Raw genomic sequence first — 26,505 nt, forward strand, 5'->3', positions numbered from 1 at the left:
GCGATGGGTGCGCGGGTCTCGGTCGCGACCTGGCAGGAGTCTCAGCGCTCCCGCTCGACGCTCTCCGCCCCCGTGGTGACCTCGGGGGACTTCCTCTCGGCAGCGATCTCGTCGTGCTCGCCGTGCGAGTGCGCGGCGGCGAGCTCGGCCGGGGTCACCGGCTCGACGCGGTCCTCGTAGAAGAACCGGGACAGACGCTGCCAGCGCTTGTCCTTCTGGTAGCCCTTGCGCTTGACGCCGCGGGCGTCGGTCGCGGGCTCGATCTCCAGCGGTTTGTGCGCCGTGTAGTTGACGCGCAGCCAGCGCTCCTGCTCGTCCAGCGGGCGGTGGACCTCGATGTACTCGCCGTTGGCGAACCGCACGATCCGACCGGTCTCGTGACCGTGGAGCACGAGCTCGCGGTCCTTGCGCTGCAGGCCGAGGCAGATGCGCTTGGTGATCAAGAACGCGAGGACCGGACCGACGAAGAACAGGATGCGGAACGCCCAGGTGATCTGGTTGATCGACATCCCGAAGTGCGTCGCGATGAGGTCGTTCGATCCTGCGAGCGCCAGGATGATGAACGCGGTCAGGAACCCGACGCCCAGCCCGGTGCGGACCGGGACGTTGCGCGGACGGTCCAGCACGTGGTGCTCGCGCTTGTCACCGGTGACCTTGGCCTCGACGAACGGGTACGCGAACAGGAACAGGAACAGCAGGGTGGGGATGACCACGGCAGGGATCAGCACGTTGAGCGACAACGTGTAGCCGAAGATGACCCACTCCATGCCGGCACCCGGCATCAGACGTAGCGATCCCTCGAGGAACAGCATGTACCAGTCGGGCTGCGCGCCGGCGCCGACGGGGGAGGGGTCGTACGGTCCGTAGTTCCAGACGTTGTTGATGCTCATCGTGGCACCCATCAGGGCGAGGATGCCGAAGACGATGAAGAAGTTGCCGCCCATCTTGGCGATGTACACCGGGAACAGCGGGTAGCCGACGACGTTCTTGTCGGTGCGGCCGCCGCCCGGGTACTGCGTGTGCTTGTGCAGCACCATGAGGAACAGGTGCACGCCGATGAGGGCGAGGATCAGGGCCGGCACCAGCAGGATGTGCACGGTGAACAGCCGCGGGATGATCTGGTCGCCCGGGAACTCCCCGCCGAAGACGAAGTACGACATGTACGAGCCGATCACCGGGATCGACTTGATGACGCCGTCGGTGATGCGCAGGCCGTTGCCGGAGAGCACGTCGTCCGGCAGCGAGTAGCCGGAGAACCCGGCGGCCAGGCCCAGGATGAGCAGCACGGTGCCGACGAGCCAGTTGATCTCACGCGGCTTGCGGAACGCGCCGGTGAAGAACACGCGCATCATGTGCACGACGATCGCGGCCATGAAGATCAGCGCTGCCCAGTGGTGGATCTGCCGCATGAGCAGACCGCCGCGGACCTCGAAGGAGAGGTCCAGCGTCGAGGCGAACGCCACCGACATCAGCTGGCCCTGCATCGTCTCCGGCCCGGCGCCGTGGTACTCCTCGAGCGCCATCGAGGGGTCGAAGAACATCGTCAGGAACACGCCCGTCAGCAGCAGCACGACGAACGAGAAGAGGGCGATCTCGCCCAGCATGAACGACCAGTGGTCCGGGAAGACCTTGCGCGCGAACTCCTTGACGGCGCCACCGACGCTGGTGCGCTGGTCGAGGTAGTCCGCGGCCTTGCCGGCCGGGGTGGTCGGAGCGCCGCTGTTGGACGCGGTGGTGTCGGTGCTCACTTCAGTCGCTCCCAGAAACTCGGTCCGACGGGCTCGGCGAAGTCGTCCTGCGCGATGAGGTAGCCCTCGTCGTCGACCGTGATCGGCAGCTGGGGCAGCGGCCGGTTCGCCGGTCCGAAGACGACCTTCGCGCCATCGGCCATGTCAAATGTCGACTGGTGGCACGGGCAGAGCAGGTGATGAGTCTGCTGCTCGTACAGCGCCACCGGGCATCCGACGTGGGTACAGATCTTCGAGTATGCCACGATCCCGTCGTACGACCAGGTCTCCCCCTCGGGCGACTGGTCGGAGCGCAGGTCCTCCGGGTTGAGCCGGACGAGCAGGACGACGGCCTTGGCCTTCTCGGTGATCCATTCGTGCGACTCCATGTACTCCTGAGGGACCTCAGGGATGACGTGGGCCGCGGAACCGACGGTGAGGTCGGCAGCTCGGATGGGGCGTCCCGTGGGGTCGTAGGCGAGGCGCGTGCCCCGCTCCCACAGGGTGTGCCGGAACTTGGAGATGTTCCAGTCGCCGCCGACGCTGGAGATCAGCGGGACGGCGAAGGTCAGGGGGAACAGGGCGAGCGCGGAGACCGCGGCACCCTTGAGCACGCCGCGGCGGGCGATCCCGGAGTCCTCGACGCCGTCCGTGAGGTGCTGGACGGCGACCTCGCGCACCTCGGGCGACGAGGCGAGCTCGTGCCGCTCGTCGACGTGCTCGTGGTCGCTCATGAGCGACTTGGACCAGTGGATCGCCGCGATGCCGATTCCCAGCAGGGAGATCGCCATGGTGACGCCCAGCGCGATCGTCGACAGGCGCACGCCCTCGGTGGTGCCGTCGGGACGGACCGCGAAGTAGGCCACGATGCTGCCGATGGCGCCGAGGCACGAGATGGCGAACAGCAGCACCACGAGGCGCTCGTTGCGCCGGCGCGCCGCCGGGTCGGTGTCGGTCAGCCGCAGCTTGTGGGCGGGGACGCCGGGGTCGGTGAAACGCTCCGGGTCCTGGGCGCCCGACGTCGTGGTGACGTCGCGGCCGGGGGTGGGGTTCTGGTTCTCGCTCACGAGGACTTCGCTCCGATCCACACAGCGGCACCGATCATCAGCCCGAGGCCGACGACCCATGCCCACACGCCTTCACTCACGGGGCCGAGCGACCCGAGGGTCAGCCCGCCGGCCGACCCGTCGCGCTGCTCGAGCAGGTACGCGATGATGTCCCGCTTCTCGTCGGGCGTGATGTTGGCGTCGTTGAAGACCGGCATCGACTGCGGGCCGGTCAGCATGGCCTGATAGATGTTCCGCTCCGAGACCTCGTAGAGCGGCGGGGCCCACTTGCCCTCGGACAGCGCGCCGCCGGCGCCGACGGCGTTGTGGCACATCGCGCAGTTGGTGCGGAACAGCAGGGCGCCGTTGGAGGCGTCACCCTCGGCCCCGTCGACCTGCTCGTCGGTCGGGATCGCGGGACCCGCGCCCAGCGAGGCGACGTAGGCGGCGAGCTGCGCGGTCTGCTCCTCGGTCATCTGCGGGGGCTTCTGCGGAGCCTGGGGACCGTTCGCCTGCATCGGCATCCGGCCTGTCGAGACCTGGAAGTCCACGGACGCCGCGCCCACGCCGACCAGGGACGGGGCCTGGGAGGTGCCCTCGGCGTTCGGGCCGTGGCAGGTGGCGCAGTTGGCCTGGAAGAGGCGGTCGCCCTCTTCGACGTCGTTCGCTGTGCTGGCGGTGTCGGCCGTGGCAGGGCTCGGCGCCAGGACGGCGTACACGCCGCCCGTGAGCAGCAGCGCCAGCAGCATCAGCACGACCGGGGCGGCCCGGTGGTGCCGGCGGGCGGCGAGTGCCTTCACGTAAATGTCCTCGTCTCGAAGGTGGATGGTTCGGGGGCGTCGGCCCGGCGACGGCGCCGGGCCGGAGGGATCACTTCAGGACGTAGATCACCAGGAACAGGGCGATCCACACGACGTCGACGAAGTGCCAGTAGTAGGAGACCACGAGGCCCGTGGTCACCTCGTGGTGGGTGAACCGCTTGGCGCGGAAGGACCGGCCGAGCAGGAAGAGGAAGGCGATGAGGCCGCCGATCACGTGCAGGCCGTGGAACCCGGTGGCCAGGTAGAACACGGAGCCGTAGGCGCTGGAGGAGATCGTCAGGCCGTGCTCGACCAGCTCGGCGTACTCGAAGATCTGGCCGGCGATGAAGAAGGAGCCCATGAGGTAGGTCAGGGTCATCCACTCGTTCATGCCCCACTTGCCCACCTGGAGCAGCGAGCCGGTGCGCACGGGCTGGAAGCGCTCGGCGGCCCAGACACCCAGCTGGCAGGTGACCGAGGACAGCACCAGGACGGTCGTGTTGATCAGCGGGAAGGTGAAGCTGACCATGTCGGCCTGCGCGGCCCACTCCTCCTCGGGCAACACGGATCGCACCGTGAAGTACATCGCGAAGAGGCCCGCGAAGAACATGAGCTCGCTGGCGAGCCACACGATCGTCCCGACCGAGACGGTGTTCGGTCGGTTCACGGTCACGTGCTGATGGGCGTGGGGGGCAGCAGCCGTTGCGGTCGACACGCGATCCATTATGGCCGACGTGCGGGAGGTTCGAGGACCATCACGACGGTTTCGGTGGAGACGACCACCACGAAATCTGCAGAAACGGGCGGCCAAGGGCCCAGATCGTGACGGATGGCAGGACAGTGCCACGAAAAGACCACGACATCGTGCTGACCGAGGTGACGGACCTGTGCCACGATGCCACCAAACGACTGCGAAAGGGATGCTCGATGACGAACGGCCCCCGGGTGCTGCTGTACAGCGACGACCGCACGGTGCGCGAGCAGGTGCGCCTCGCCGTCGGACCTCGTCTGGGGGCCGACGCGCCGCCGATCGAGTGGACCGAGACCGCCACCGCCCCGGCCGTGACCTCCGCCGTCACCTCCGGACGGTTCGACCTGCTGGTGCTGGACGGCGAGGCCGACAAGGCCGGCGGGATGGGGCTGTGCCGACAGCTCAAGAACGAGGTCTACGACTGCCCGCCCGTCGTGGTGCTGACCGGCCGGCCCGACGACGCCTGGCTGGCATCATGGTCGCTCGCGGACGCCGTCGTGCCGCGCCCGCTCGAGCCCTTCGCGGTGCAGCGCACCGTCGCCGACGCGTTGGCCCGGGCGGCCTGACCTTCTCGTTCGACCGCGTACCCCGGAGAGGACCGCCGTGCCCACCAGCGACCCCACCGTCCCCACCTGGCCCGGCGTGCTCTCCGCACTCGTCGCGGGCCACGACCTCAGCGCCGAGGAGACCTCCTGGGCGATGGACGAGGTCATGTCGGGCGAGGTGCCGCCGGCCCGCCTGGCCGGTTTCCTGGTGGGCCTGCGGGCCAAGGGGGAGACGGCGGCCGAGCTCACCGGGCTCGCCGACGCGATGCTCGCGCACGCCACGCGCATCGAGGTCCCGGGCCCGTCGGTCGACCTCGTGGGCACGGGCGGGGACCGGCACCACACCGTCAACATCTCCACGATGGCCGCCGTCGTCGTGGCCGGGACCGGCACGCGCGTGGTCAAGCACGGCAACCGCGCCGCCTCCTCCTCGTCCGGGTCGGCCGACGTCCTCGAGGCGCTCGGCGTGCGGCTCGACCAGCCGGCCGAGCGGGTCGCCGAAATCGCGCTCGAGGTCGGCATCACCTTCTGCTTCGCCGGGATGTTCCACCCGTCCATGCGTCACGCCGGGACGGCGCGGCGCGACCTGGGGATCGCGACGGCGTTCAACTTCCTCGGGCCGCTGACCAACCCCGCCCAGCCCGCCGCCACGGCCGTGGGCTGCGCGGACGCGCGGATGGCCCCGCTGATGGCCGGCGTGCTCGCCGCCCGGGGCACGCGTGCCCTGGTGTTCCGCGGCGACGACGGCCTCGACGAGCTCGCCGCCACCGGCGGCGCGGACGTGTGGGAGGTGCACGACGGTGCCGTGGTCGAGCAGCGTCTCGACGCCGCCGCGGACCTGGGCCTGCGCCGCATCGCGATCGAGGACCTGAGGGGCGGCGACGCCGCGCACAACGCCGAGGTGGCGCGAGCGGTGTTCTCCGGTGCCGACCGCGGCCCCGTGCGCGAGACGGTCCTGCTCAACGCCGCCGCGGCGCTCGTCGCGGACGGGTCGCTGCCCGGCACCGCCGAGGGCTCCCTCGTCGAGCGCCTCGCCGCGGGCACCGCGCACGCCGCGCGCAGCGTCGACGAGGGCGGCGCCGCCGACGTGCTGGCGCGGTGGGTCGAGGCCACGCAGCACTGAGGACCCGGGACCCGCGGGGGCCCGCGCCGGTCAGTCGTCCAGGCCGAGGGCGAAGGCCTGCTCGAGGTCCAGGTGCGAGTACGCGCGGAACGCGATGAGCGTCTCGGTACGCAGCACGCCCGGGACCTTGCTGATCCCGTCGGCGATGACGTCGGAGAGGGCGTCGTGCTCCTTCACCCGGACCATCGCCACGAGGTCCGCCTTGCCGGTGACCGAGTAGACCTCGCTCACGCCGGGCAGGTCGGTGACGCGGGACGCGACCTCGGGGATCTGGTCGGCGGCGGTGTCGATCAGCACGATGGCGGTCAGCATGCGGCCATCGTATCGGCGGCCTCGCCCACGGCCAGCGCGACCGTGGCCGCCACGTCGTCGAGATCGGCGTGCGCGACGGCGGACCGGACCGGGCACGTCCACGGGTCCGAGACGTCGACCAGGCGGACGTCGGGCTGGTCGAGCCAGTCCAGGATCAGCGCCGCCTCCTCGGGATGGCACGCCGGGGCCGGCGGCGTCGGTGCGTCGACGACCTCCGCCGTGGCCCGCAGGGCGTGCACGACGGGCCAGGGGTCCTCGCCGGCGCCGGTGACCGCCGTCGCGGCCAGCCGGGCGTGCCGCACGACGACCAGCTCCCAGCCGCCCGCGGGCGTCGGCCGACCGGCGACGAGCTCCGCGCACCGGCTCAGCGGGTCCAGACGCTGGGCACGTGCCGCGCCGCCGACGAAGGCACGCAGCCGGGCCGTGACCTGCCCGGCCTCCTCGAACCGTTCCTGGGCGGCCAGGCGGGCGACCCGTTCGCCGAGGGCCCGCACCACGACCCCGGGGTCACCGGTCAGCGCCGCGGTCGCCTCCGCCACGACGGCGGCGTAGCCGACGTCGGGCGTCTCGACGGCGGTGCAGGGCGCCGAGCACCGGTCCAGCCCGGCCAGCGCGCACGGGCTGCGTCGTTCCCGGGCCACCAGGGGCAGACGCTGCGTGCACTGGCGCAGGCTGAGGGCGTCGTGCACGGCCTCGACGGCGGCCGACGCCGTGCGGCGCGAGGTGAACGGGCCGATGTGGGGCGCGTCGCCGCGCACCTCGGAGACCACGGAGAGCCGGGGGTAGGCCTCGTCGGTCAGGCGGACCCACGACCGTCGCTCGGGGTGCTTGGACCGGCGGTTGTAGCGCGGGGCGTGCTCCGCGATGAGGCGGAGCTCGCGCACCCGGGCCTCCAACGGCGTCGCGCACACGACCGGCGTCACGGCGTCGGCGATCCGCACCATCTCGGTCATGCGGCGGCGCTTCTCGGCGGCGGTGAAGTAGGACCGCACGCGCTGACGGATGTTGGTCGAGGTGCCGACGTAGAGCACCTCGTCGTCCGGTCCCCGGAACAGGTAGACGCCGGGGGAGGAGGGCAGGCCGTCGGCGAGGGTGGCCTTGCGCCGCACGTCCGCCGGCACCGGGTCGGACGCCGTGGCCAGGTCCTCCAGGTGGGTCACGCCGAGCGGGGCGAGCCGCTCGAGCAGGCCGTGCAGCACGTCCACCGTCGCGCGGGCGTCGGCGAGCGCGCGGTGGTCGGGGGAGGTGCCGGCCCGGAACAGCGCCGCGAGCGTGGACAGCTTGTGGTTGCGGGCCTCGTCGCGCGTCACGACGCGCCGGGCCAGCGGGAGAGTGTCGACGACGGCGAAACCCGGCCAGGCGTAGCCCAGCTCGGCGCAGGCCGCCCGCAGGAAGCCGATGTCGAACGGGGCGTTGTGCGCCACGAGCACGGCGTCGTGCGCGAACTCCAGGAAGCTGGGCAGGACGAGGTCGGGGTCCGGTGCGGTCGCGACCATCGTGGTGGTGATGCCCGTCAGGCGGGCCACGAACGCCGGCACCGGCCGCCCGGGGTTGACCAACGACTGGAACTCGCCGAGCACCTCGCCGCCGCGGACCTTGACCGCGCCGATCTCGGTGATCCCGGCGTCGTCGGCGCGGCTGCCCGTGGTCTCCAGGTCGACGACGACGAAGGTGACGTCCTGCAGCGGGGTCCCCAGGTCGGCGAACGACGGCTGGACGCTCGTCCCCGGCTGCCCACGGGTGGACGTGATCGACATGGCGGGGACGCTAGCGGCCGCCACCGACAGCAGGTCGGGGCGAGGTGCCGGACGGGGCGGCCGGGCCGGCGAGGGGCCGGCCCGGCCGCGCGGTCAGGCGGGGGACTGCGTGCGCGTGTCCTGGTAGAGGGAGTCGATGTCGGCGGAGAAGTCGTCGAGCACGACGTTGCGCCGGACCTTCATCGAGGGCGTGAGGTAGCCGTTCTCGACGGTGAGGTCCTCGGGCAGCACCGAGAACTTGCGGATCGACTCGGCGCGCGAGACCGCCTCGTTGGCCCGCGTCACGGCGTGGTCGAGCGCGGCCAGCACGTCCGGGTCCGTCTTGGCCTCCTCGACCGACAGGGTCGGCTTGTCGTGCATCTTGCACCAGCCGGGCAGGCCGTCCGGGTCGAGGGTGATCAGCGCACCGATGAACGGGCGGTTGTCACCGACGACCACGCACTGGCTCACCAGCGCGTGGGCGCGGATGCGGTCCTCCAGCTCGGCGGGGGCGACGTTCTTGCCGCCCGCGGTCACGATGATCTCCTTCTTGCGACCGGTGATCCGCAGGAAGCCGTCGTCGTCCAGCGAGCCGAGGTCCCCGGTGCGGAACCACTCGCCGTCGAACGACTCCGCGGTCGCCTCGGCGTTGTCGTGGTAGCCCTTGAACACCTGCACGCCGCGCAGCATGATCTCGCCGTCCTCGGCGATCTTGACCCCGCAGCCCGGCAACTGTTCCCCGACGGAGCCGATGCGGTTGTTGCTGGGCCGGTTGACGGAGGTCGGGGCCGTCGTCTCGGTGAGGCCGTAGCCCTCGATGATCGTCAGCCCGATGCCGCGGAAGAAGTGGCCGAGCCGCTCGCCCAGCGGGCCGCCGCCGGAGACGGCGTAGCGGGCCTCGCCGCCCAGTGCCGCGCGCAGCTTCTTGTAGACCAGCCGGTCCGCGACCGTGTGCTGCAGGTTCAGCCAGAACGAGGGGCCGCCGGTGTCCTGCGCGCGGGACCACTCGATGGCCGTGGCGGTCGCCCAGTGGAAGATCTTCAGCTTGCCGCCGGCCGCGGCCTTCTGCTCGGCCGAGTTGTAGACCTTCTCGAAGACGCGCGGGACCGCGAGCACGTAGGTGGGCTTGAACTCCGCCAGGCCCTCGGTGACGGTCTTGGTGTCGCCCCAGTGGCCGAGCACGGTGCCGCCGGCGATGGCGAGCACCTCGACGAACCGGGCGAAGACGTGCGCGAGCGGCAGGAACAGCAGGGTGCGCCCGCCGTCCTGCTCGAAGACCTCGGGGAGGGCCGCGACGGCGTTCTTGGTGAGCAGCGCGAAGTTGCCGTGCGTGAGCTCGGCGCCCTTGGGCCGCCCGGTGGTCCCGGAGGTGTAGATGATGGTGGCGACGTCGTCGAGCTGCGCGACGGCGCGGCGGCGCTCGATCTCGGCGTCCTCGACCTCCGCGCCGGCGGCGGTGAGCTCGGCGATGGCGCCGTCCTCGAGGGAGAGGACGTCGTGCAGCGTGGGGGCCGAGGCCTGCACCTGCTTGACGGTGTCGGCCATCTCGGCGTCCTCGGCCACCACGAGGGTGGTGCCGGAGTCGGTGACGATCCACTCGACCTGGTCCCGCGAGGACGTCTCGTAGATCGGCACGGCGACGGCGCCGGCCGCCCAGGCCGCGAAGTCGAGCAGGGTCCACTCGTACCGCGTGTGCGACATGATCCCGACGGCCTGGCCCGGCTGGACGCCCTTGGCGACCAGACCCTTCGCGACCGCCACGACCTGCGCGTCGAACTCCGTGCCGCTCACCTTCTCCCACCCGGACGGCCCGGGGCGCTCGAGCACCGTCGCCGAGGGGTCCGGGGAGATCCGGTCGGCGAGCAGGGTGTTCAGGTTGTAGGTGGGGGGCAGCTCAACGAGCTGCGGTGTGGTGGTCTCGTCCATGGCTGACTCCAGTGGCAGGGATGTCCGACGGAGCGTCACGATACCGCGTCGCAGGGCCTGCGTGGGCCATCTCCGGTCACCAGTCGGACGGTGCGTGCGGCGGTCGCGGAGGTCGGTAGGCTGTCCCCGGCGCGACGGAGCGCGCCTCCACCCGGCGTCGGTGCGGCTCACCGGGCCGTGCGACGTCCCCCCGACGAGCGAACGTGAGGTCGTACGCATGCACGCCATCGGAGTCGACATCGGCGGAACCAAGATCGCCGTCGGCGTCGTGGACGAGGCCGGGCGCATCCTGGCGAAGGTCCGGCGGGACACCGTCGCCGACGACGTCGCGAGCATCGACCGTGCGATCGCGGACGCGTGCACCGAGCTGGCCCGGGAGCACGAGGTCGGTGCGATCGGCCTGGCCGCGGCCGGTTTCGTCAGCCCCGACCGGTCCTCGGTGCTGTTCGCGCCGAACATCGCCTGGCGCGAGTACCCGTTGGCGCAGCGCGTCGGCGACCTGCTGGACCTGGACGTCCCGGTCGTCGTGGAGAACGACGCGAACGCGGCCGGCTGGGCGGAGTTCCGCTTCGGTGCGGCCCGGGCCGCCACCGACATGATCATGCTGACCGTCGGGACGGGGCTCGGTGGCGCCGTCGTCGTCGACCGCGAGCTGGTGCGCGGCAAGTGGGGCGTGGCCGCCGAGGTCGGGCACATGCGGGTAGTGCCGGGCGGGCACTACTGCGGCTGCGGTCACGAGGGCTGCTGGGAGCAGTACGCCTCGGGGTCGGCCCTCGTGCGCGACGCCCGGCAGGCGGCGGTGGCCAACCGCGACGCCGCCGCGCGCCTGCTGGAGCTGGCAGGCGGCGACCGCGAGGCCATCCAGGGTCCGCACGTGACGCAGGCGGCCCAGGAGGGCGACCCGCTGGCGATCGACCTGCTCGCGAACCTCGGGCGCTGGATCGGCGAGGGCGCCGCGTCCGTCGCCGCCCTGCTGGACCCGGAGCTGTTCGTGATCGGCGGCGGTGTCGGCGCCGCCGGGGACCTGCTGCTGCTGCCGATCCGCAAGGCCTACGAGGCGCAGCTCTCGGCGCTCGGCCACCGGCCCGTCGCCCAGGTCGAGCTCGCCCAGCACGCCAACGAGGCCGGCATCGTGGGCGCGGCCGACCTGGCCCGACGCTGACGCCGGCGGTCCGGGCGCGGTCTCAGACGACCGCGCCGGGGCCGTCGTCCTCGGGGTCGCGCCGGGCCGGCATGCGCCAGACCAGCACCGCGACGGCGGCGACGAACGCCCCGCCGGCGGCCGGACCCAGCCAGCCGGGCACGACGAGCTGGGCGAGCATCGCGCGCAGGACGACGCTGAGCACGGTGAGCACCGGCACCGCGACGACCACGGTCCAGGCGAGGGTGAGCAGCGGGTCGCGGTGGGTGATCGGCCCCGGGTCCGGCGGCACGAAGTGCGACTCAGTCTCTTCGAGCGCCTCGACCTCGGGGGAGGCCGGCCAGTCCCGGGGGCCGGCCGCCCGCGCGACGGGCGTCGACGGCGCGTCGTCGTCGGCCGGTTCCGGGTCGGTCCCCGCCTCCGACCCCGTCCTGCGGTCGGTCTCCTCAGGTCGTCCGAGGTCGCGCCCCGACTGCTCCACGTCGCCGAGTCGTGCGACGATATCCGTCCAACGGGCGTCGACGTCGGCGTCCGGGAGGTCGTCCGGATCCGCGTCCCGGTTCGATGAGGCCATGGGAACACTCTATTGTCGTCGGTGACGCCGCGAGGAGGACCGTTGTTCTACTGGGTGATGAAGCACGTGCTGGTCGGACCGGTGCTGCGCATGGCCTTCCGCCCGTGGACCCGTGGTGTGGACAACCTGCCCAGCACCGGCGGTGCGATCCTGGCCAGCAACCACCTCGCCGTCATCGACTCCTTCGTGCTGCCGCTGGTGCTGGACCGGCAGGTGAAGTTCCTCGGCAAGTCGGACTACTTCACCGGCAGCGGGCTGCGCGGCCGGCTGGTGGCCGGGTTCATGCGCGGGGTCGGCACCATCCCGGTGGACCGGTCGGGCGGCAAGGCGAGCGAGGCCGCGCTGCGGACGGGTCTGCGCGTGCTGTCCGAGGGCGAGCTCTTCGGGATCTACCCCGAGGGCACCCGCAGCCCCGACGGCCGCCTCTACCGCGGCAAGACGGGGGTGGCCCGGCTGGCCCTGGAGTCCGGCGCGCCCGTGGTGCCCGTGGCGATGGTCGGGACCGACGTCGCCCAGCCCCTGGGCAAGGTGCTGCCCAAGCCGATGCCCATCGGCGTCGTCATCGGCGAGCCCCTGGACTTCAGCCGGTACCGCGGCATGGAGAACGACCGGTTCGTCCTGCGCGCCGTCACCGACGAGATCGTGTACGCGATCCTGCGCCTGAGCGAGCAGGAGTACGTCGACGTCTACGCGGCCACGGCCAAGGCCCGCATCGCCCAGGGCCTGCCGGTCGACCCGACGCCGGGCAGCTCGGCGTCGGACCGGGGGCCCGCCCCGGACGGGGACCGACCCGAGCGCTGAGACGGGGCCGCGGGGGCGTGACGGCCCTCGTAGGATGGGGAGCGCTGTTCATCCCCTAGGAGAGGTTGCTCCTCATGTCGGTCCGTCGTGTGGCCCTGCTGACCGCCGGTGGTTTCGCCCCGTGCCTGTCCTCCGCGGTCGGTGGCCTCATCGAGCGCTACAACGAGCTCGACCCCTCGATCGAGATCATCGCCTACCAGTACGGCTACCACGGCCTGCTCACCGGCACGAAGATCGAGGTCGGTGCGGAGGCGCGCCGCCAGGCCGGCATCCTGCACCGCTTCGGCGGCTCGCCGATCGGCAACTCGCGCGTGAAGCTGACCAACGCGGCCGACTGCGTCAAGCGCGGCCTCGTCCAGGAGGGTCAGGACCCGCTGCACGTCGCCGCGGAGCAGCTCAAGGCCGACGGCGTGGACGTCCTGCACACCATCGGCGGCGACGACACCAACACGACCGCCGCGGACCTCGCCGCCTACCTGCACGAGAACGACTACGAGCTCACCGTCGTCGGTCTGCCCAAGACCATCGACAACGACGTGGTGCCGATCAAGCAGTCGCTCGGCGCCTGGACCGCCGCCGAGGAGGCGGCCGGGTTCGCCGCCAACGTCATCGGCGAGCACCGCTCCGGCCCGCGCATGCTCATCGTGCACGAGGTCATGGGCCGCCACTGCGGCTGGCTGACGGCCGCCGCCGCCGCGGAGTACCGCAAGTGGCTCGACGCCCAGGAGTTCGCCCCGGCCCTCGGCCTCACCCGCGAGCGCTGGGACGTGCACGCGGTGTTCGTGCCCGAGCTGGCCATCGACATCGATGCCGAGGCCGAGCGCCTCAAGACGGTCATGGACACCCACGGCAACGTCAACATCTTCCTGTCCGAGGGTGCGGGCATGCACGAGATCGTCGCCCAGCTCGAGGCGGCCGGCGAGGAGGTCCAGCGCGACCCCTTCGGCCACGTCAAGCTCGACACGATCAACCCGGGCCAGTGGTTCGCCCAGCAGTTCGCCGAGAAGCTGGGCGCCGAGAAGGTCATGGTCCAGAAGTCCGGCTACTACTCGCGTGCCGCGGCCGCGAACGCCGAGGACCTGCGTCTCATCAAGTCGATGACGGACCTGGCGGTCGAGTGCGCCCTGCGCGGCGAGCCCGGCGTCATCGGCCACGACGAGGAGGACGAGGACAAGCTCAAGGCGATCGCGTTCCCGCGCATCGCCGGCGGTAAGGCCTTCGACGTCCACCAGGAGTGGTTCGGCGAGATGCTGGCCGACCTCGGTCAGTCGCTCGTGCCCGCCCAGCCCACCGAGCACTGAGGCGGACGGGCACCATGAGCACCGCCGTCGACGTCGTCGCGCCCGGGACCGACCCCCAGGGCCTGGACCGGTTCCGGGAGCTGGAGGCCCGGCAGCAGCCGGTGTGGCCGGACGCCGACGCCCTGGACGCCGCCGCCGCCCGCCTGGCGGTCGCGGCGCCCCTCGTGGTGCCCGCCGAGGCCGACACGCTCACCGAACGCCTCGCCGCGGCCGGCCGCGGCGAGGCGTTCCTGCTGCAGGGGGGCGACTGCGCCGAGACCTTCGCGGACGCGAACGCCACCCGCATCCGCAACAAGGTGCGCACCATCCTGCAGATGGCCGTCGTCCTCACCCACGGGGCGAGCACCCCCGTGGTGAAGATGGGCCGGCTCGCCGGCCAGTACGCCAAGCCGCGCTCGGCGGACACCGAGACGCGCGACGGCGTCACCCTGCCGTGCTACCGCGGGGACATGGTCAACGGTCACGCGTTCACCCCCGCGTCGCGGATCCCGGACCCCGCCCGCCTCGAGCAGGCGTACCGGATCTCCGCCGCGACGGCCAACGTGGTGCGCGCCTTCACCCAGGGCGGGTACGCCGACCTGCGGCGCGTGCACGAGTGGAACCGCGGCTTCATGGAGAACCCCGCCTACGCGCGCTACGAGCGCACCGCCACGGAGATCGACCGGGCGATCCGCTTCATGGACGCCTGCGGGGCCGACTTCGACGCCCTGCGCACCGTCGAGTTCTTCCTCAGCCACGAGGCGCTCATCCTCGACTACGAGCGCGCCCTGACCCGGGTCGACCCCCGGTCCGGCCGTGCCTACGACACCAGCGCGCACTTCCTGTGGATCGGCGAGCGCACCCGGCAGCTCGACGGCGCGCACGTCGAGTTCCTCTCGCACGTCGCCAACCCGGTCGGGGTCAAGCTCGGCCCGACCACGACGGCGGACGACGCGATCGCGCTGGCCGCCCGGCTCAACCCCGACAACACCCCGGGGCGCCTGACGTTCATCACGCGCATGGGCGCCGGCACGGTGCGCGACGTGCTGCCCGACGTCGTGCGGGGCGTGACCGACGCCGGTCTGGCCGTGACGTGGGTGACCGACCCGATGCACGGCAACACCATCACCTCCGAGAGCGGCTTCAAGACGCGCCGGTTCACCGACGTGCTCGACGAGGTGACCGGGTTCTTCGCGGTGCACCGCGAGCTCGGCACGGTCCCCGGCGGCCTGCACATGGAGCTCACCGGGGACGACGTCACCGAGGTGCTCGGCGGCAGCGAGGAGATCTCCGACGCCGGGCTGGCCGAGCGCTACGAGACGCTCGTCGACCCGCGGCTCAACCACCAGCAGTCGCTCGAGACCGCCTTCCAGGTCGCGGAGATGCTCACCAGACGGTGATCGTCACCGTCGAGCCGGACGGTGCGTCGCCGGTGGGGTCCTGGTCGCGGACCTCGTCGCTGAACGCGGGCAGCCAGCCGCCCAGGAGCCCGTCCACCTCGACCTCGAACCCGGCCTCCTCGAGGGCCGTGGTCGCCTCGCCGGTCGTCATCCCGATCACGTCGGGCACGGCGACCTGCGGCGGGCCCGACGACAGCGTCAGGGTGACGGTGTCCGTCCGGGACGCCGTCTCGCCCTGCTCGGGGTCCTGGCGCAGCACCGTCCCCTCGGCGACCTCCGCCGACGGCTCCGGGTCGGCATAGGCGGTCCGCAGGCCGAACCCGGCCAGGGCCTCCTCCGCCTCGGCGCCGGTCCGGCCGACCACCTGGGGGACCGTCACGGGAGCCGGTCCGTCCGAGACGGTGAGCGTCACGACCGTGTCGTGCCGCTGCTCGGACCCCTCGGGCACGGAGACGGCCAGGACCCGGCCCTTCGGCGCGCTGTCGTCGTAGGCGCCCTCGATCTCGGTGGTGAAGCCCGTGTCCTCCAGCGCCGACCGGGCGTCCTGACGATCGGCACCCACCAGGTTCTCCGGCACCGTCAGCATGCGGACCCCGAGGGAGACGACCAGCGTCACGGCCCCGTCCTGACGGACGCGGTCGCCGGCCGCGGGGTCGGTCGAGACCACGTCCCCGGCGGGGACCTCGTCGTGGTGGCGTTCCTGGACGGTGGCGTCCAGGCCCCGCGTGGACAGCTCGGTGCGCGCGTCCTCGACGGCGACGCCCGTGAGCCCGGCCGGCACGGTCGTCCACGCGCCGGGGCCGGCGGCGAACCACCACCAGGCGCCGGCACCGAGGCTTCCGAGCAGGAGCAGCACCAGGAGCACGGTGCGCAGGACGGCCCCGCGCCGGTCGGTGCGTCCGCCACCGGCCGACCCGGTGCTCGGCCCGGTGCTCGGCCCGGTGCTCGGCCCGGTGCGGACCGGGGCCGTCATCATGTGCGTCGGGGCCACCACGAGGTGCTCGGTCCGGTGGTCCGGCCCGGCGTCCTGGGTGAAGAGCGCGGCCGGGATCGCGTCGACGGCGTCCGAGGGGAGCGACGACGGCGGTTCGCCGTCCGGCCCGGTGGCGTCGTGCTCGTCGGCAGGTACCGGCAGCACCGGCGGTTCCGCGCGCCGCGCGAGCGTCGCGTCGTCCAGCGTGGCGCGCACGGCGGCGACCGCGGCGCTCGCCGCCGCGGCGTCTACGGGCCGCTGCTGCGGGTCGCGCGTCGTGAAGGAGGCGACGAGGCGGTCGAGCTCCGGCGGCAGCCAGGGCACGCGTTCCGACGGTGCCGGCAGGTCGTCGTGGACGTGGTGGTAGGCCACGCCGATCGCGGGCTCGCCGGGGTAGGGCACGGTGCCGGTGAGCATCTCGGAGAGCAGGACGCCGACGGCGAACACGTCGGTGGCGGGGCCGGACCCGCGGGACGCGATGACCTCCGGGGCCAGGTAGGCGACCGTGCCGAGGATGGTCCCGCTGGCGGTCGAGGTCACCTCCGTGACGGCGCGCGCCAGACCGAAGTCGGCGACCTTCACCGAGCCGTCGTGGCCCAGCAGGACGTTCTCGGGCTTGACGTCCCGGTGCACCAGTCCCACGCGGTGGGCCGCGGCGAGCGCGTCCAGCACCCGGGTGGTGACGTCCAGGGCACGGCCCACCGGCAGCGGTCCCTCCAGCAGCGCGGCGCGCAGGTTGCCGCCCTCGACGTACTCCATCGTCAGGTACGAGGTGTCGCCGTCGAGGCCCTGGTCGAAGACGGCGACGACGCCGGGGTGGGACAGCCGGGCCGAGGCACGCGCCTCGCGGCGGAAGCGCGAGACGAAGCTCGCGCCGTCGACGCCGTCGGCCAGGTGCGGGTGCATCACCTTGAGCGCGACCTCGCGTCCCAGACGCCGGTCGTGGGCCCGGTAGACGGTGGCCATCCCGCCGCGCGCGACGCGCGCGGCGATCTCGTACCGCCCGTCGACCAGGCGGCCGAGCAGGGGATCGGTCGTCGTGGAGGCCACGGGCCGATCCTACGGGGCCTCGGCCGGGCGGGCGTGGAGGCTAGGCTGGCGCCGTGAGCGATGCACCTGAGCAGACCCCCCTGGACGACCTGGTCGGCGACTGGCTGACGCTGCCCGACCTCGCCGACGCGGTGGGGACCGACGTCAGCAAGGTGCGGGGCATGGTGTCGTCCCGCCACGTGATCGGGGTCAAGCGCGGGGAGCGGACCACCTTCCAGGTGCCGGCCGCGTTCGTCGTCGAGACGTCGGACGGCGGGGCGACGACGGTGCTCGAGACCCTGCGCGGGACGCTCATCCTGCTCGGGGACGCCGGGTACAGCGACGCCGAGGCCCTGCGGTGGCTCTTCACCGAGGACTCCACGCTCGGCACGACCCCGGTGGGCGCGTTGCGTGCCGGACGGCGCGCGCAGGTGCGCCGGCTGGCGCAGGCGCTCGGCTGAGAACCGGTCAGGCCCGCCGGTCGACGGCGACCCGGGCGAGGTCGGCGAGCACCTCGCGGCCGGGGGAGCTGAGGTCGGACGACGCGAGGCGCTCGAGCGCAGCGCTGGCGAGCTCGTCGATGAGGGCCTCGACGTCGTCGACCGCCCCCGAGGCCGTCATGGTGTCCCGCAGCGCGGAGACGTCCTCGGCGGAGAGCTCGGGGTCGCCCAGGTGCTTCGACAGCAGGGCCCGGGCCTCCTCGCCGCCGTCGGCCAGGGTCCGGGCCACCAGCACGGTGTGCTTGCCCTCGCGCAGGTCGTCGCCGGCCGGCTTGCCGGTCACCGCGGGGTCGCCGAACACGCCCAGCAGGTCGTCGCGGAGCTGGAAGGCCTCGCCGACGGGCAGCCCCACGGCGCTGATCGCCTCGACGTCCTCCGCACCGGCACCGGCCAGCACCGCGCCGAGCGCCAGCGGACGCTCCACCGAGTAGCGCGCCGACTTCGAGCGCAGCACCGTGCGGGCGCGCTGCTCGTCGGCGACGGGGTCCAGGCCCCAGGGCTCGGCCTGCACCAGCACGTCGAGGTACTGGCCGACCACGACCTCGCTCGTCATGGTGTCGAACAGGTCGCGGGCGGCGCGGGCGACCGTGGGCTCGACGGCGTCCAGCGCGGCGGCCGCCTCCCGGTGGCAGGCCACCAGGCACAGGTCGCCCAGCAGGATCGCCACCGCCGTGCCGAACCGCTCGCCGTCGCCCGTCCAGGCGTTGTCGCCGTGCCGTGCGGCGAAGACGCGGTGGGCCGTGGGACGGCCGCGGCGGGTGTCGGAGGCGTCCATCACGTCGTCGTGCAGCAGCGCGGCGGCCTGGAACAGCTCGAGGGCGGCACCGATGCGGACGACGGCGTCACGGGTGGCGCCGGTCGGGGCGCCGCCGTGCGCGCGGAACGACCAGTAGCAGAAGGCCGCACGCAGGCGCTTGCCGCCGTCGAGCAGCGTGGAGACGTGCTCGGTCAGCGCCGCGGTCCCGGGGCCGATCTCCGCGACCTCCGCGCCCAGCCGGGCGAGGTGGGCACGCAGTGCCGTGTCGACGTCCGTGCGGAGGTTCTCGAGTTCGACCAGGGGGGTCGCGGCAGCAGGCATGGGCACAGCCTAAGCGTGCTGAGTAGTTTGGGCTGGCGATCGTGACCCGACCGTGTCCTGCGTGTCCCCGGGCCTTCGTCCGGTGGTCAGGAACCGTCGGTCGGCCCGTCGGCGGCCACCGTGCCGGACAACGACACCAGGCGCCGCTCGCCGTCGTCCAGCACGCCGATGAGGACGGTCTCGACCGCCGCCTTCTTGGTGTCCCGCGTGCGGGTGAACACCGACCGCGCGGCGAGCCCGGAGGCCGGGACCTCGTCGGCCTCGGCGAAGCCGGCCTCGTCCAGCCGGCGCGCGTAGGACGCCATGACCTTGCGGGCGGACTGGTTCGTCGCCAGGTTGAGGGAGACCTCCACCAGTCCGTCCTCCGCCGGCAGCGCGGAGCTGGCGAGCACCGTCGCCTTCTTCGGGGCACCCAGCAGACCGGTGGGGAATCCCTGGGCGTAGTCACCGACGGCCGACGACGGGTCGAACGACGGCAGGGCGGTCGGGACGTCGGAGGGGCCGCCCGTGGGGTCGGGGCCCGACGCCGCCCCGTGGCCGTCGGCCGTGCCGCAGCCGCTCACGAGGCACGCCACGAGGGCGGCCGTCGCGACGGCACGCGCGGCGGGTCCCGGCGTGCGGTCGGCACGCGGGCGGCTGGTCGAGGACACGGGGACACCGTAGTAGGCGCTCACCCCCAGCAGGGCCCGTCCCCAGGCCCGGCCGCGGGACGGGCCCGGGCGCGGCGGCCGGGTGCCGCGAGGCGGTGTGCTCGGCTCATGACGACCACCTGTGACCCCGCACCCGACACCGTCCGCCTCCGTGACGCCCACGACCTCCTGGCCGCCGTCCCGTACCGGCTGGGGTTCCGGCCCACCGAGTCCGTCGTCCTGGCCTGCGTGACCGCGTCCGGGCGCCTCGGGCTCGTCGCCCGCGTCGGCCTGCCCGACCTCGCCGGCCCCGGGGACGTCACGGCCGGTCTGGAACCGCTCACCCGTGCCGTCGCGGACGTCGACCCGACCTTCTGCCTGCTCGTCCTGTACACCGCGGGGGAGGTCGCGGCCGCCGTGGACCGGGTGGAGGCCGTCCGCCGGGTCGTCGCCCCGACCGTCGAGGTCGACCGCTGGCTCGTGACACCGCACGGGTACCGCGGCCTGGACTGCGACGACGTCGCGTGCTGCCCGCCCGGCGGGTTCCCGACCGCCGCCCTCGAGCACGGGCCGGTGGGGGCGGCCCACGTCCTGGCCGGCCGCGCGCTCGCGGACTCGGCGGAGGAGGCCTTCCGCCTCCCGGCCGCCACCGCCGCCGCCCGGGGACTGGCGGCCCGGGCGGCACGACGCCGCGAGAGCGCCCGACCGACCACCGGCGACGAGGAGGCCGCCCGGCGGTGGCGGGGCGAGGCGTGGTCGGCCTGGCGGTCGGCCCTGGGGCAGGTCGACGACGACCCGGCCGCGGACCCCGCGCTGGGCCCGGCCCTGCTCGGCCGCGTCGGTGCCGGCCTGGCCGACCGGCGAGTGCGCGACGCCGCGCTGCTGAGTCTGCTGCCCCGCGGTGACGAGGCCACCGCGGCGACCGTCGAGGGGGTCGAGGACGACGAGGCCGGCGCAGCCCGCGCGATGGCGTCCGTCGTCGACCCCGACCACGCGGTGGCCCCGGACCCGGTGCGGCTGCGACGTGGCGCCGTCGTGCTCGAACAGGTGGTGGCGCACGTGCCCCGGCGTCTGCAGGCGCCACCCCTGACGTTGCTCGCGTTCCTGGCGTGGTGGCAGGGCGACGGGCCGCGGGCGGCGCGGCGTGTCGAGGGCGCGCTGGCGGTCGACGCGACGTACCGGCTGGCGCGGCTGGTGCACGGTGCGGTGTCGGCGGGGCTGCCGCCCGGCTGGGTCCGGGCCGACCAGCGAGCGGACGGCCCGTCCGGCAGACCCCGGGGCGGCGGCGTCCGGTAGCGTGCAGGCATGGCGATCGTCGTGGGACATCTGAGCACTCCCGAGGGCGAGAAGGCGCTGGCCGCCGCCGAGGCGGAGGCCCTGCAGCGCCAGACGCGACTCGTGGTCATCAGTCCGGGTTCCGGGGGAGAGGACGTCACGCAGCGGCTGGAGGCCGCGTCGGTCGAGCACGTGGTGGTGCCGGGCACGGGCGACCTCGCCGAGGACCTGGTCCGCGAGGCCCTCGAGGCGCAGGCGGAGCTGATCGTCATCGGGCTGCGACGGCGCAGCCCCGTGGGCAAGCTCATCCTCGGCTCCGGCGCACAGCGCATCCTGCTGGAGGCCCCGTGCCCGGTGCTGGCCGTCAAGCCGTGACGCCACGCCGCTGACCCGCGTGTCGCCACGCCGAGGATCCGACAGGGAATAGACGAGCCGTCATCCGGCGTTCACCTGCGTGACCACCGATGACGTACCGGGAAGCGCAGCCGTGGCGAGGCGGCGAGGGCCCTCCGGGCCCCTCTTCCCTGGTACCGCCAGTACAATATAGGTATTCCGCTGCGTCGAGAGGCCCTCGTCCCAGGCTCCGACCGCGGTCCACCGTCTCCCTCGAACGCCGAAAGGTCGGTTTGTGGCGTCCACTGCGCAGAACCCCCCGCTGCCCCGAGAGTTCGACCACCCTGCCCTGCAGGAGCTGCTCGACCGCGGCACCGCGAACGGTCGTGTCGACGCGGAGAGCTTCCGCTCTGCCTGCGAGCACGCGTCCGTGGGTGACCCGAAGCGCCTGAAGGCCGTGCTGCGCGCCTTCGCGGGCGCCGGTGTCGAGGTCGGCGTGCCCACGGCGACCAAGGTCGCCGCGGCCGCGAGCTCGTCCACCAAGACCCAGACGCGCGCGAAGGCGCCCGCGTCGAAGCCTGCCGCGAAGAAGTCCACGACGTCCGCGGCCGCCGGCACGACGTCGGAGGCCGAGGACACCTCGTCCGCGGACGCCGAGTCCGGCGAGGCCACCACGTCGGCCGCGAAGAAGACGGCGGCCAAGAAGCCCGCCGCGAAGAAGACGGCCGCCAAGAAGCCGGCGGCCAAGAAGGCCGCGGCGACGACCACGACCACGCGCAAGGCGGCGGCCAAGGCCCACAAGCCTGCCCCGGAGCCGGACGGCGTCCCGGTCGAGGACGAGGAGGGCGAGGGCCCCCGCGAGATCCACGTCACCGGGATCAAGCTCCAGCGCGGCAAGAAGGAGGAGGAGGGCGGCGGCTTCGTCGTCTCCGACACCGACGACGACGACCAGCCCGCCCAGCAGGTCGTCACCGCCGGCGCGACGGCCGACCCGGTCAAGGACTACCTCAAGCAGATCGGCAAGGTCGCGCTGCTGAACGCCGAGCAGGAGGTCGAGCTCGCCAAGCGCATCGAGGCCGGCCTGTTCGCCGAGGAGCGCCTCGCGCAGGACTTCGCCGACTTCGACCGCACCAAGGCCTCGGCCGACGAGCGCAAGATGTGGCGCGACCTGCGCTGGATCGCGCACGACGGCCGCCGCGCCAAGAACCACCTGCTCGAGGCGAACCTGCGTCTGGTCGTCTCGCTCGCCAAGCGGTACACCGGCCGCGGGATGCTGTTCCTGGACCTGATCCAGGAGGGCAACCTCGGTCTGATCCGCGCGGTCGAGAAGTTCGACTACACCAAGGGCTACAAGTTCTCGACGTACGCCACCTGGTGGATCCGGCAGGCGATCACCCGCGCGATGGCCGACCAGGCCCGCACCATCCGTATCCCGGTGCACATGGTCGAGGTCATCAACAAGCTCGCCCGCGTGCAGCGCCAGATGCTCCAGGACCTGGGCCGCGAGCCCACGCCGGAGGAGCTGGCCAAGGAGCTCGACATGACCCCGGAGAAGGTCGTCGAGGTCCAGAAGTACGGTCGTGAGCCCATCTCGCTGCACACCCCGCTCGGCGAGGACGGCGACAGCGAGTTCGGCGACCTCATCGAGGACTCCGAGGCGATCGTCCCGTCGGACGCGGTGTCGTTCACCCTGCTGCAAGAGCAGCTGCACCAGGTGCTGGACACACTGTCCGAGCGCGAGGCCGGCGTGGTCTCCATGCGGTTCGGCCTGCAGGACGGCCAGCCCAAGACGCTCGACGAGATCGGCAAGGTCTACGGCGTCACGCGTGAGCGGATCCGTCAGATCGAGTCCAAGACGATGTCGAAGCTGCGGCACCCGTCGCGCTCGCAGGTGCTGCGCGACTACCTCGACTGACCGACACCACTGCGTGTGGGTATGAAAGATGCCGTCCTCCTCCCCGGGAGGGCGGCATCTTTCCTACCCACAGCGGTCGGGCGTGCCCGGCGTGGGCCGCTGCTACGTCTCCTTGCTGCCGACCTGCCGTCCCACGGTGTACCCGACGATGGCCGCCAGCACCGAGACCAGTCCGTCGGAGCCGATCTTGCCGGTGACGCCCAGCAGGATGACCGAGAGCACCACCATCACCAGGACCATGCCCTCGATCTGCGAGCGGTAGCTGCCGTCCCCCTTGTCCTCGGACGTCGCCCCGCCGCCGGACGGCGCGCCGCGTCTCCAGAAGCTGCCCTTCATCAGCACCATGACGACCAGCAGCAGGGTCGCCGGGATGACGGTGCTCAGCACGACGACGCGCAGGTCCGTCCCCTGCAGGGGAGGGCTCGTCTGCACCACCGCGACGTCGGGCGACGGCTCCGCCTGGAGTCCGAGCGCTTCCAGCTCGGCATCCGACAGCTGGAAGTCGACCGTCGCCGTCAACCGGGGGTCCTCGGTGATCTCGACGACCGTGCCGGACTCGCTCCCGGTGTCGACGCGGAAGACGGCCGTCGCTCCCGGGCCGCACTCGGCGGGAAGGATGAGCTCGAAGGTCGCGCCCTCCCCGGTGACGAAGTCGCCGCACGTCCTCTCGTCCGCGCCGTCGGCGGCGGCGACGACCGTGACGTGGACACCCGTCGTCGGGACCTCGCCGTTCACGGTCACGAGGCCGACGATGGTCTGCTGGTCCGCGACCGGGGACGCCGTCTCGGCGACGGCGGTCGGGGCGGGCACCGACACGGCGAGCATCGCCGCCGCGAACATCGACGCCAGCGCGGCCCTCATGACGCTCCTGGGCAGACTCACCGTCCGGCCCTCCTCGTGGATGCACCGTCACGCCTTGTTTCACGGTAGGCAGGGTCCTGGACACACGCACCGCAAACGCACACGTCAGACGTCGGACGCATTGCTGACATGGTTCGCGATCACGCCATGCCGGCGTCCGCGAGGCGCCGTTCCCCGGATCTTCCCCCGGCATGACGAAGGCCCCGCACCGGTCGGTGCGGGGCCTTCGTCGGTCCGGGGCGTCCCCGGCAGGTCGTCGTGGGGGTCAGGAGGCGCCGTGCTCGGCGTGCAGACGATCGGTCTCGTCCTGAACGTGCGTGGCCACGGACTGGTAGGCGTCGGCGTGGGCGCGGGCGTGGTGGCCGCAGAACAGCAGCTCCCCGGCGGGAAGCTCGACACGCACGTAGGCCTGGGCCCCGCAGCGGTCACAGCGGTCGGCGGCGGTCATCTGGGTCGTGTCTTCCGTCATGGTGCTCACGCCACCATCAAACCATCTGGGCCGCGATTTCTTCCCGGGAGGGGGCCCGGTTCGCTGTCGGCGATCAACGCCGCGGGTCACATCTCGGCCACCAGCGGGGAGCCTCGGCGGTGCTGTCAGCGGGCTCGGCTACCCTCGACCGCGTGACAGCCACGTCCGAGTCCGGGTACACCGCACGCCATCTCTCCGTCCTCGAGGGCCTCGAGGCGGTCCGCAAGCGCCCCGGCATGTACATCGGGTCCACCGACTCCCGCGGCCTGATGCACTGCCTGTGGGAGATCATCGACAACTCCGTCGACGAGGCGCTCGGCGGCCACGCCAGCGCCATCCGCGTCGTGCTGCACGCCGACACCTCCGTGACGGTCGAGGACGACGGCCGCGGCATCCCCGTGGACGCCGAGCCGAAGACCGGCCTGTCCGGCGTCGAGGTGGTCTTCACCAAGCTGCACGCGGGCGGCAAGTTCGGCGGTGGCTCGTACACCGCCTCCGGCGGCCTGCACGGTGTGGGCGCGTCCGTCGTCAACGCGCTGTCCGCCCGGCTCGACGTCGAGGTCGACCGCGGCGGCAAGACCTACGGCATGCGGTTCCACCGCGGTGAGCCCGGGACCTTCGCCGACCCCGCCACGGGCCCGACGCCGGAGGCCCCGTTCGAGCCGTTCGTCGACCACTCCGAGCTGGAGGTCGTCGGCAAGGCGCCCCGCAAGCGCACCGGCACCCGGGTGCGCTACTGGGCGGACCGGCAGATCTTCCCCAAGTCGGCGGTGTTCTCCTACGACGAGCTGGTCACGCGGGCGCGGCAGACGACGTTCCTGGTGCCCGGGCTGAAGATCACCGTGCGCGACGAGCGGGGCCTGCCCGGCACGCCGGGGGAGTCCGGGCCGCACGAGGAGGTCTTCCAGCACTCCGGCGGCGCCGTGGACTTCGTGGAGTTCCTCGCCCCGGACACCCCGGTCACCTCGACCTGGCACCTGACGGGGTCCGGCTCGTTCACCGAGACGGTGCCCGTCCTGGACGCCAAGGGGCACATGACCTCCCAGGAGGTGAAGCGCGACTGCGAGGTCGACGTCGCGCTGCGGTGGGGCGTCGGCTACGAGACCGAGCTGCGCACCTTCGTCAACATCATCGCCACGCCCAAGGGCGGCTCGCACCGCACCGGGTTCGAGCAGGGCCTGCTCAAGACGATCCGCAAGCAGGTCGAGGCCAACGCCCGCCGGCTGAAGGTCTCGGCGAAGGACTCGGCCGAGCGCATCGAGAAGGACGACGCGATGGCCGGCATGACCGCCGTCGTCACCGTGCGCCTGGCCGAGCCGCAGTTCGAAGGGCAGACCAAGGAGGTCCTCGGCACCGCGCCGGTGCGCCAGATCGTCTCCCGCGTCGTGGAGGACGAGCTCAAGGCGCTGCTGACCTCGACCAAGCGCGACGACAAGGCGCAGGCCTCCCTGCTGCTGGAGAAGGTCGTGGCGGAGATGCGCGCCCGCGTCACCGCGCGCAAGCAGAAGGAGATCTCCCGGCGCAAGAACGCCCTGGAGTCCTCCTCGCTGCCGGCCAAGCTGGCCGACTGCCGCAGCGACGACGTCGGGCGCTCCGAGCTGTTCATCGTCGAGGGAGACAGCGCCCTGGGCACCGCCAAGCTCGCGCGGTCGTCGGACTTCCAGGCGCTGCTGCCCATCCGCGGCAAGATCCTCAACGTCCAGAAGGCGTCGATCAGCGACATGCTGCGCAACGCCGAGTGCGCCGCGATCATCCAGGTGCTCGGCGCCGGGTCGGGGCGCTCCTTCGACGTGGACGCCGCCCGGTACGGCAAGGTCGTGCTCATGACCGACGCCGACGTCGACGGCGCGCACATCCGCACCCTGCTGCTGACGCTGTTCTACCGGTACATGCGCCCGCTGCTCACCGAGGGCCGCGTGTTCGCCGCCGTGCCACCGCTGCACCGCATCGAGGTGCTCGGGTCGGGCCGCCGCAAGGGCGAATACCTGTACACGTACTCCGAGGCCGAGCTCAACGCGACACTGAAGAAGCTCGACAAGGCCGGTCGCCGCTACAAGGACGACATCCAGCGGTACAAGGGTCTGGGCGAGATGGACGCCGACCAGCTCGCCGAGACGACGATGGACCCGCGCCACCGCACGCTGCGCCGGGTGACCGTCGAGCACGCCGAGGCCGCGGAGCGTGTCTTCGACCTGCTCATGGGCTCCGACGTCGCGCCGCGCAAGGAGTTCATCGTGGCCGGGGCGAACGCCCTGGACCGCGCGCAGATCGACGCCTAGGA

24 protein-coding genes are annotated in these 26,505 nt (G+C 72.6%); 11 read left to right on the top strand and 13 right to left on the bottom strand.

Translation table 11 applies throughout. The annotated features are described in order from the left end of the window. Positions 1–41: 41 nt before the first annotated feature. The 4 genes from qcrB to ctaE form a co-directional block, all read right to left on the bottom strand. Complete coding sequence (qcrB, locus tag HLI28_RS13510) at positions 42–1,748, bottom strand: cytochrome bc1 complex cytochrome b subunit (RefSeq protein WP_171248082.1); 1,707 nt, start codon at positions 1,746–1,748, stop codon at positions 42–44. Beyond that, positions 1,745–2,794: a cytochrome bc1 complex Rieske iron-sulfur subunit gene (gene qcrA, locus HLI28_RS13515; RefSeq protein WP_343035837.1), complete on the bottom strand. Its 1,050-nt coding sequence runs from the start codon at positions 2,792–2,794 to the stop codon at positions 1,745–1,747. The genes qcrB and qcrA overlap by 4 nt, the downstream gene beginning before the upstream one ends. Beyond that, positions 2,791–3,573: a cytochrome bc1 complex diheme cytochrome c subunit gene (qcrC, locus tag HLI28_RS13520; RefSeq protein ID WP_171248084.1), complete on the bottom strand. Its 783-nt coding sequence runs from the start codon at positions 3,571–3,573 to the stop codon at positions 2,791–2,793. The genes qcrA and qcrC overlap by 4 nt, the downstream gene beginning before the upstream one ends. Positions 3,574–3,643: 70 nt before the next feature. Then, a complete protein-coding gene (gene ctaE / locus HLI28_RS13525; RefSeq protein ID WP_171248085.1) occupies positions 3,644–4,297 on the bottom strand; it encodes an aa3-type cytochrome oxidase subunit III in 654 nt (217 codons plus the stop codon). A 203-nt stretch (positions 4,298–4,500) separates the two neighbouring features. On the opposite strand from ctaE, the gene HLI28_RS13530 reads away from it, so the two are divergent. Then, positions 4,501–4,890: a response regulator transcription factor gene (locus HLI28_RS13530; RefSeq protein WP_171248086.1), complete on the top strand. Its 390-nt coding sequence runs from the start codon at positions 4,501–4,503 to the stop codon at positions 4,888–4,890. A gap of 37 nt (positions 4,891–4,927) precedes the next feature. Next, positions 4,928–5,992, top strand: coding sequence for an anthranilate phosphoribosyltransferase (gene trpD / locus HLI28_RS13535; protein WP_171248087.1), 1,065 nt, complete (start codon positions 4,928–4,930; stop codon positions 5,990–5,992). A 30-nt stretch (positions 5,993–6,022) separates the two neighbouring features. Here trpD and HLI28_RS13540 read toward each other — a convergent pair whose 3' ends face one another. The 3 genes from HLI28_RS13540 to HLI28_RS13550 all read right to left on the bottom strand — a co-directional run bounded on the left by HLI28_RS13540 (position 6,023) and on the right by HLI28_RS13550 (position 9,966). Further along, entirely contained in the window at positions 6,023–6,304 is a 282-nt protein-coding gene (locus tag HLI28_RS13540) for an Lrp/AsnC family transcriptional regulator (RefSeq protein WP_171248088.1), read from the bottom strand. After that, a complete protein-coding gene (locus HLI28_RS13545; protein WP_171248089.1) occupies positions 6,298–8,061 on the bottom strand; it encodes a DEDD exonuclease domain-containing protein in 1,764 nt (587 codons plus the stop codon). Before HLI28_RS13545 ends, HLI28_RS13540 begins: the two co-directional genes overlap by 7 nt. A gap of 93 nt (positions 8,062–8,154) precedes the next feature. After that, complete coding sequence (locus HLI28_RS13550) at positions 8,155–9,966, bottom strand: AMP-dependent synthetase/ligase (RefSeq protein ID WP_171248090.1); 1,812 nt, start codon at positions 9,964–9,966, stop codon at positions 8,155–8,157. 217 nt (positions 9,967–10,183) lie between these two features. Here HLI28_RS13550 and HLI28_RS13555 point away from each other — a divergent pair, with 217 nt between their 5' ends. Beyond that, on the top strand, positions 10,184–11,128 hold the full coding sequence (locus tag HLI28_RS13555) for an ROK family glucokinase (RefSeq protein ID WP_171248091.1): 945 nt from the start codon (positions 10,184–10,186) through the stop codon (positions 11,126–11,128). Positions 11,129–11,150: 22 nt separating this feature from the next. Here HLI28_RS13555 and HLI28_RS13560 read toward each other — a convergent pair whose 3' ends face one another. Then, on the bottom strand, positions 11,151–11,681 hold the full coding sequence (locus HLI28_RS13560; RefSeq protein ID WP_171248092.1) for a hypothetical protein: 531 nt from the start codon (positions 11,679–11,681) through the stop codon (positions 11,151–11,153). A 42-nt stretch (positions 11,682–11,723) separates the two neighbouring features. On the opposite strand from HLI28_RS13560, the gene HLI28_RS13565 reads away from it, so the two are divergent. The 3 genes from HLI28_RS13565 (at position 11,724) to HLI28_RS13575 (ending at position 15,162) form a co-directional block, all read left to right on the top strand. Continuing rightward, entirely contained in the window at positions 11,724–12,482 is a 759-nt protein-coding gene (locus HLI28_RS13565) for a lysophospholipid acyltransferase family protein (protein WP_246246770.1), read from the top strand. 74 nt (positions 12,483–12,556) lie between these two features. Further along, a complete protein-coding gene (locus HLI28_RS13570; protein WP_171248093.1) occupies positions 12,557–13,783 on the top strand; it encodes a pyrophosphate--fructose-6-phosphate 1-phosphotransferase in 1,227 nt (408 codons plus the stop codon). 14 nt (positions 13,784–13,797) lie between these two features. Further along, on the top strand, positions 13,798–15,162 hold the full coding sequence (locus HLI28_RS13575) for a class II 3-deoxy-7-phosphoheptulonate synthase (protein WP_171248094.1): 1,365 nt from the start codon (positions 13,798–13,800) through the stop codon (positions 15,160–15,162). Here HLI28_RS13575 and pknB read toward each other — a convergent pair. Next, complete coding sequence (gene pknB / locus HLI28_RS13580; RefSeq protein ID WP_171248095.1) at positions 15,149–17,185, bottom strand: Stk1 family PASTA domain-containing Ser/Thr kinase; 2,037 nt, start codon at positions 17,183–17,185, stop codon at positions 15,149–15,151. The genes HLI28_RS13575 and pknB overlap by 14 nt on opposite strands. 53 nt (positions 17,186–17,238) lie before the next feature. Here pknB and HLI28_RS13585 point away from each other — a divergent pair, with 53 nt between their 5' ends. Continuing rightward, positions 17,239–17,625 (top strand): Rv2175c family DNA-binding protein, encoded by a 387-nt coding sequence (locus tag HLI28_RS13585; protein ID WP_343035838.1) that lies wholly within the window; start codon positions 17,239–17,241, stop codon positions 17,623–17,625. A 7-nt stretch (positions 17,626–17,632) separates the two neighbouring features. Here the strand turns inward: HLI28_RS13585 and HLI28_RS13590 are convergent, their stop codons facing one another. After that, positions 17,633–18,742 carry a polyprenyl synthetase family protein gene (locus HLI28_RS13590; protein ID WP_171248096.1) on the bottom strand — a complete coding sequence of 370 codons (1,110 nt, stop codon included), beginning with the start codon at positions 18,740–18,742 and terminating at the stop codon, positions 17,633–17,635. 86 nt (positions 18,743–18,828) lie between these two features. Further along, positions 18,829–19,392: a hypothetical protein gene (locus tag HLI28_RS13595; protein ID WP_171248097.1), complete on the bottom strand. Its 564-nt coding sequence runs from the start codon at positions 19,390–19,392 to the stop codon at positions 18,829–18,831. Positions 19,393–19,500: 108 nt separating this feature from the next. Here HLI28_RS13595 and HLI28_RS13600 point away from each other — a divergent pair, with 108 nt between their 5' ends. From HLI28_RS13600 to HLI28_RS13610, 3 genes are all read left to right on the top strand, one after another. Beyond that, positions 19,501–20,667 (top strand): DUF4192 domain-containing protein, encoded by a 1,167-nt coding sequence (locus HLI28_RS13600; RefSeq protein WP_171248098.1) that lies wholly within the window; start codon positions 19,501–19,503, stop codon positions 20,665–20,667. A 9-nt stretch (positions 20,668–20,676) separates the two neighbouring features. Continuing rightward, positions 20,677–21,021, top strand: coding sequence for a universal stress protein (locus HLI28_RS13605; RefSeq protein WP_171248099.1), 345 nt, complete (start codon positions 20,677–20,679; stop codon positions 21,019–21,021). 253 nt (positions 21,022–21,274) lie between these two features. Then, entirely contained in the window at positions 21,275–22,894 is a 1,620-nt protein-coding gene (locus HLI28_RS13610) for an RNA polymerase sigma factor (protein ID WP_171248100.1), read from the top strand. A 102-nt stretch (positions 22,895–22,996) separates the two neighbouring features. On the opposite strand, the gene HLI28_RS13615 is transcribed toward HLI28_RS13610, so the two are convergent. Both HLI28_RS13615 and HLI28_RS13620 read right to left on the bottom strand, forming a co-directional pair. After that, a complete protein-coding gene (locus tag HLI28_RS13615) occupies positions 22,997–23,755 on the bottom strand; it encodes a hypothetical protein (protein WP_171248101.1) in 759 nt (252 codons plus the stop codon). A gap of 265 nt (positions 23,756–24,020) precedes the next feature. Next, positions 24,021–24,224, bottom strand: a complete 204-nt coding sequence (locus HLI28_RS13620) for a DUF7455 domain-containing protein (protein WP_171248320.1) — start codon at positions 24,222–24,224, stop codon at positions 24,021–24,023. A 152-nt stretch (positions 24,225–24,376) separates the two neighbouring features. Between HLI28_RS13620 and HLI28_RS13625 the strand changes: the two genes are divergently transcribed. Continuing rightward, positions 24,377–26,503 (top strand): DNA gyrase subunit B, encoded by a 2,127-nt coding sequence (locus HLI28_RS13625; protein ID WP_171248102.1) that lies wholly within the window; start codon positions 24,377–24,379, stop codon positions 26,501–26,503. Positions 26,504–26,505: the final 2 nt, after the last annotated feature.

The sequence above is a fragment of the Isoptericola sediminis genome (assembly GCF_013085345.1).
GTDB classification, from domain to species: domain Bacteria; phylum Actinomycetota; class Actinomycetes; order Actinomycetales; family Cellulomonadaceae; genus Isoptericola; species Isoptericola sediminis.

Excerpts from the sequence above, each read along its gene's own strand:
- HLI28_RS13575 (WP_171248094.1), top strand. The coding sequence starts at position 13,798 with ATGAGCACCGCCGTCGACGTCGTCGCGCCCGGGACCGACCCCCAGGGC.
- HLI28_RS13605 (WP_171248099.1), top strand. The coding sequence starts at position 20,677 with ATGGCGATCGTCGTGGGACATCTGAGCACTCCCGAGGGCGAGAAGGCG.
- HLI28_RS13530 (WP_171248086.1), top strand. The coding sequence starts at position 4,501 with ATGACGAACGGCCCCCGGGTGCTGCTGTACAGCGACGACCGCACGGTG.
- ctaE (WP_171248085.1), bottom strand. The coding sequence starts at position 4,297 with ATGGATCGCGTGTCGACCGCAACGGCTGCTGCCCCCCACGCCCATCAG.
- HLI28_RS13615 (WP_171248101.1), bottom strand. The coding sequence starts at position 23,755 with ATGAGGGCCGCGCTGGCGTCGATGTTCGCGGCGGCGATGCTCGCCGTG.
- HLI28_RS13545 (WP_171248089.1), bottom strand. The coding sequence starts at position 8,061 with ATGTCGATCACGTCCACCCGTGGGCAGCCGGGGACGAGCGTCCAGCCG.
- HLI28_RS13560 (WP_171248092.1), bottom strand. The coding sequence starts at position 11,681 with ATGGCCTCATCGAACCGGGACGCGGATCCGGACGACCTCCCGGACGCC.
- HLI28_RS13590 (WP_171248096.1), bottom strand. The coding sequence starts at position 18,742 with ATGCCTGCTGCCGCGACCCCCCTGGTCGAACTCGAGAACCTCCGCACG.
- HLI28_RS13620 (WP_171248320.1), bottom strand. The coding sequence starts at position 24,224 with ATGACGGAAGACACGACCCAGATGACCGCCGCCGACCGCTGTGACCGC.
- HLI28_RS13570 (WP_171248093.1), top strand. The coding sequence starts at position 12,557 with ATGTCGGTCCGTCGTGTGGCCCTGCTGACCGCCGGTGGTTTCGCCCCG.
- HLI28_RS13540 (WP_171248088.1), bottom strand. The coding sequence starts at position 6,304 with ATGCTGACCGCCATCGTGCTGATCGACACCGCCGCCGACCAGATCCCC.
- HLI28_RS13550 (WP_171248090.1), bottom strand. The coding sequence starts at position 9,966 with ATGGACGAGACCACCACACCGCAGCTCGTTGAGCTGCCCCCCACCTAC.
- HLI28_RS13600 (WP_171248098.1), top strand. The coding sequence starts at position 19,501 with ATGACGACCACCTGTGACCCCGCACCCGACACCGTCCGCCTCCGTGAC.
- HLI28_RS13555 (WP_171248091.1), top strand. The coding sequence starts at position 10,184 with ATGCACGCCATCGGAGTCGACATCGGCGGAACCAAGATCGCCGTCGGC.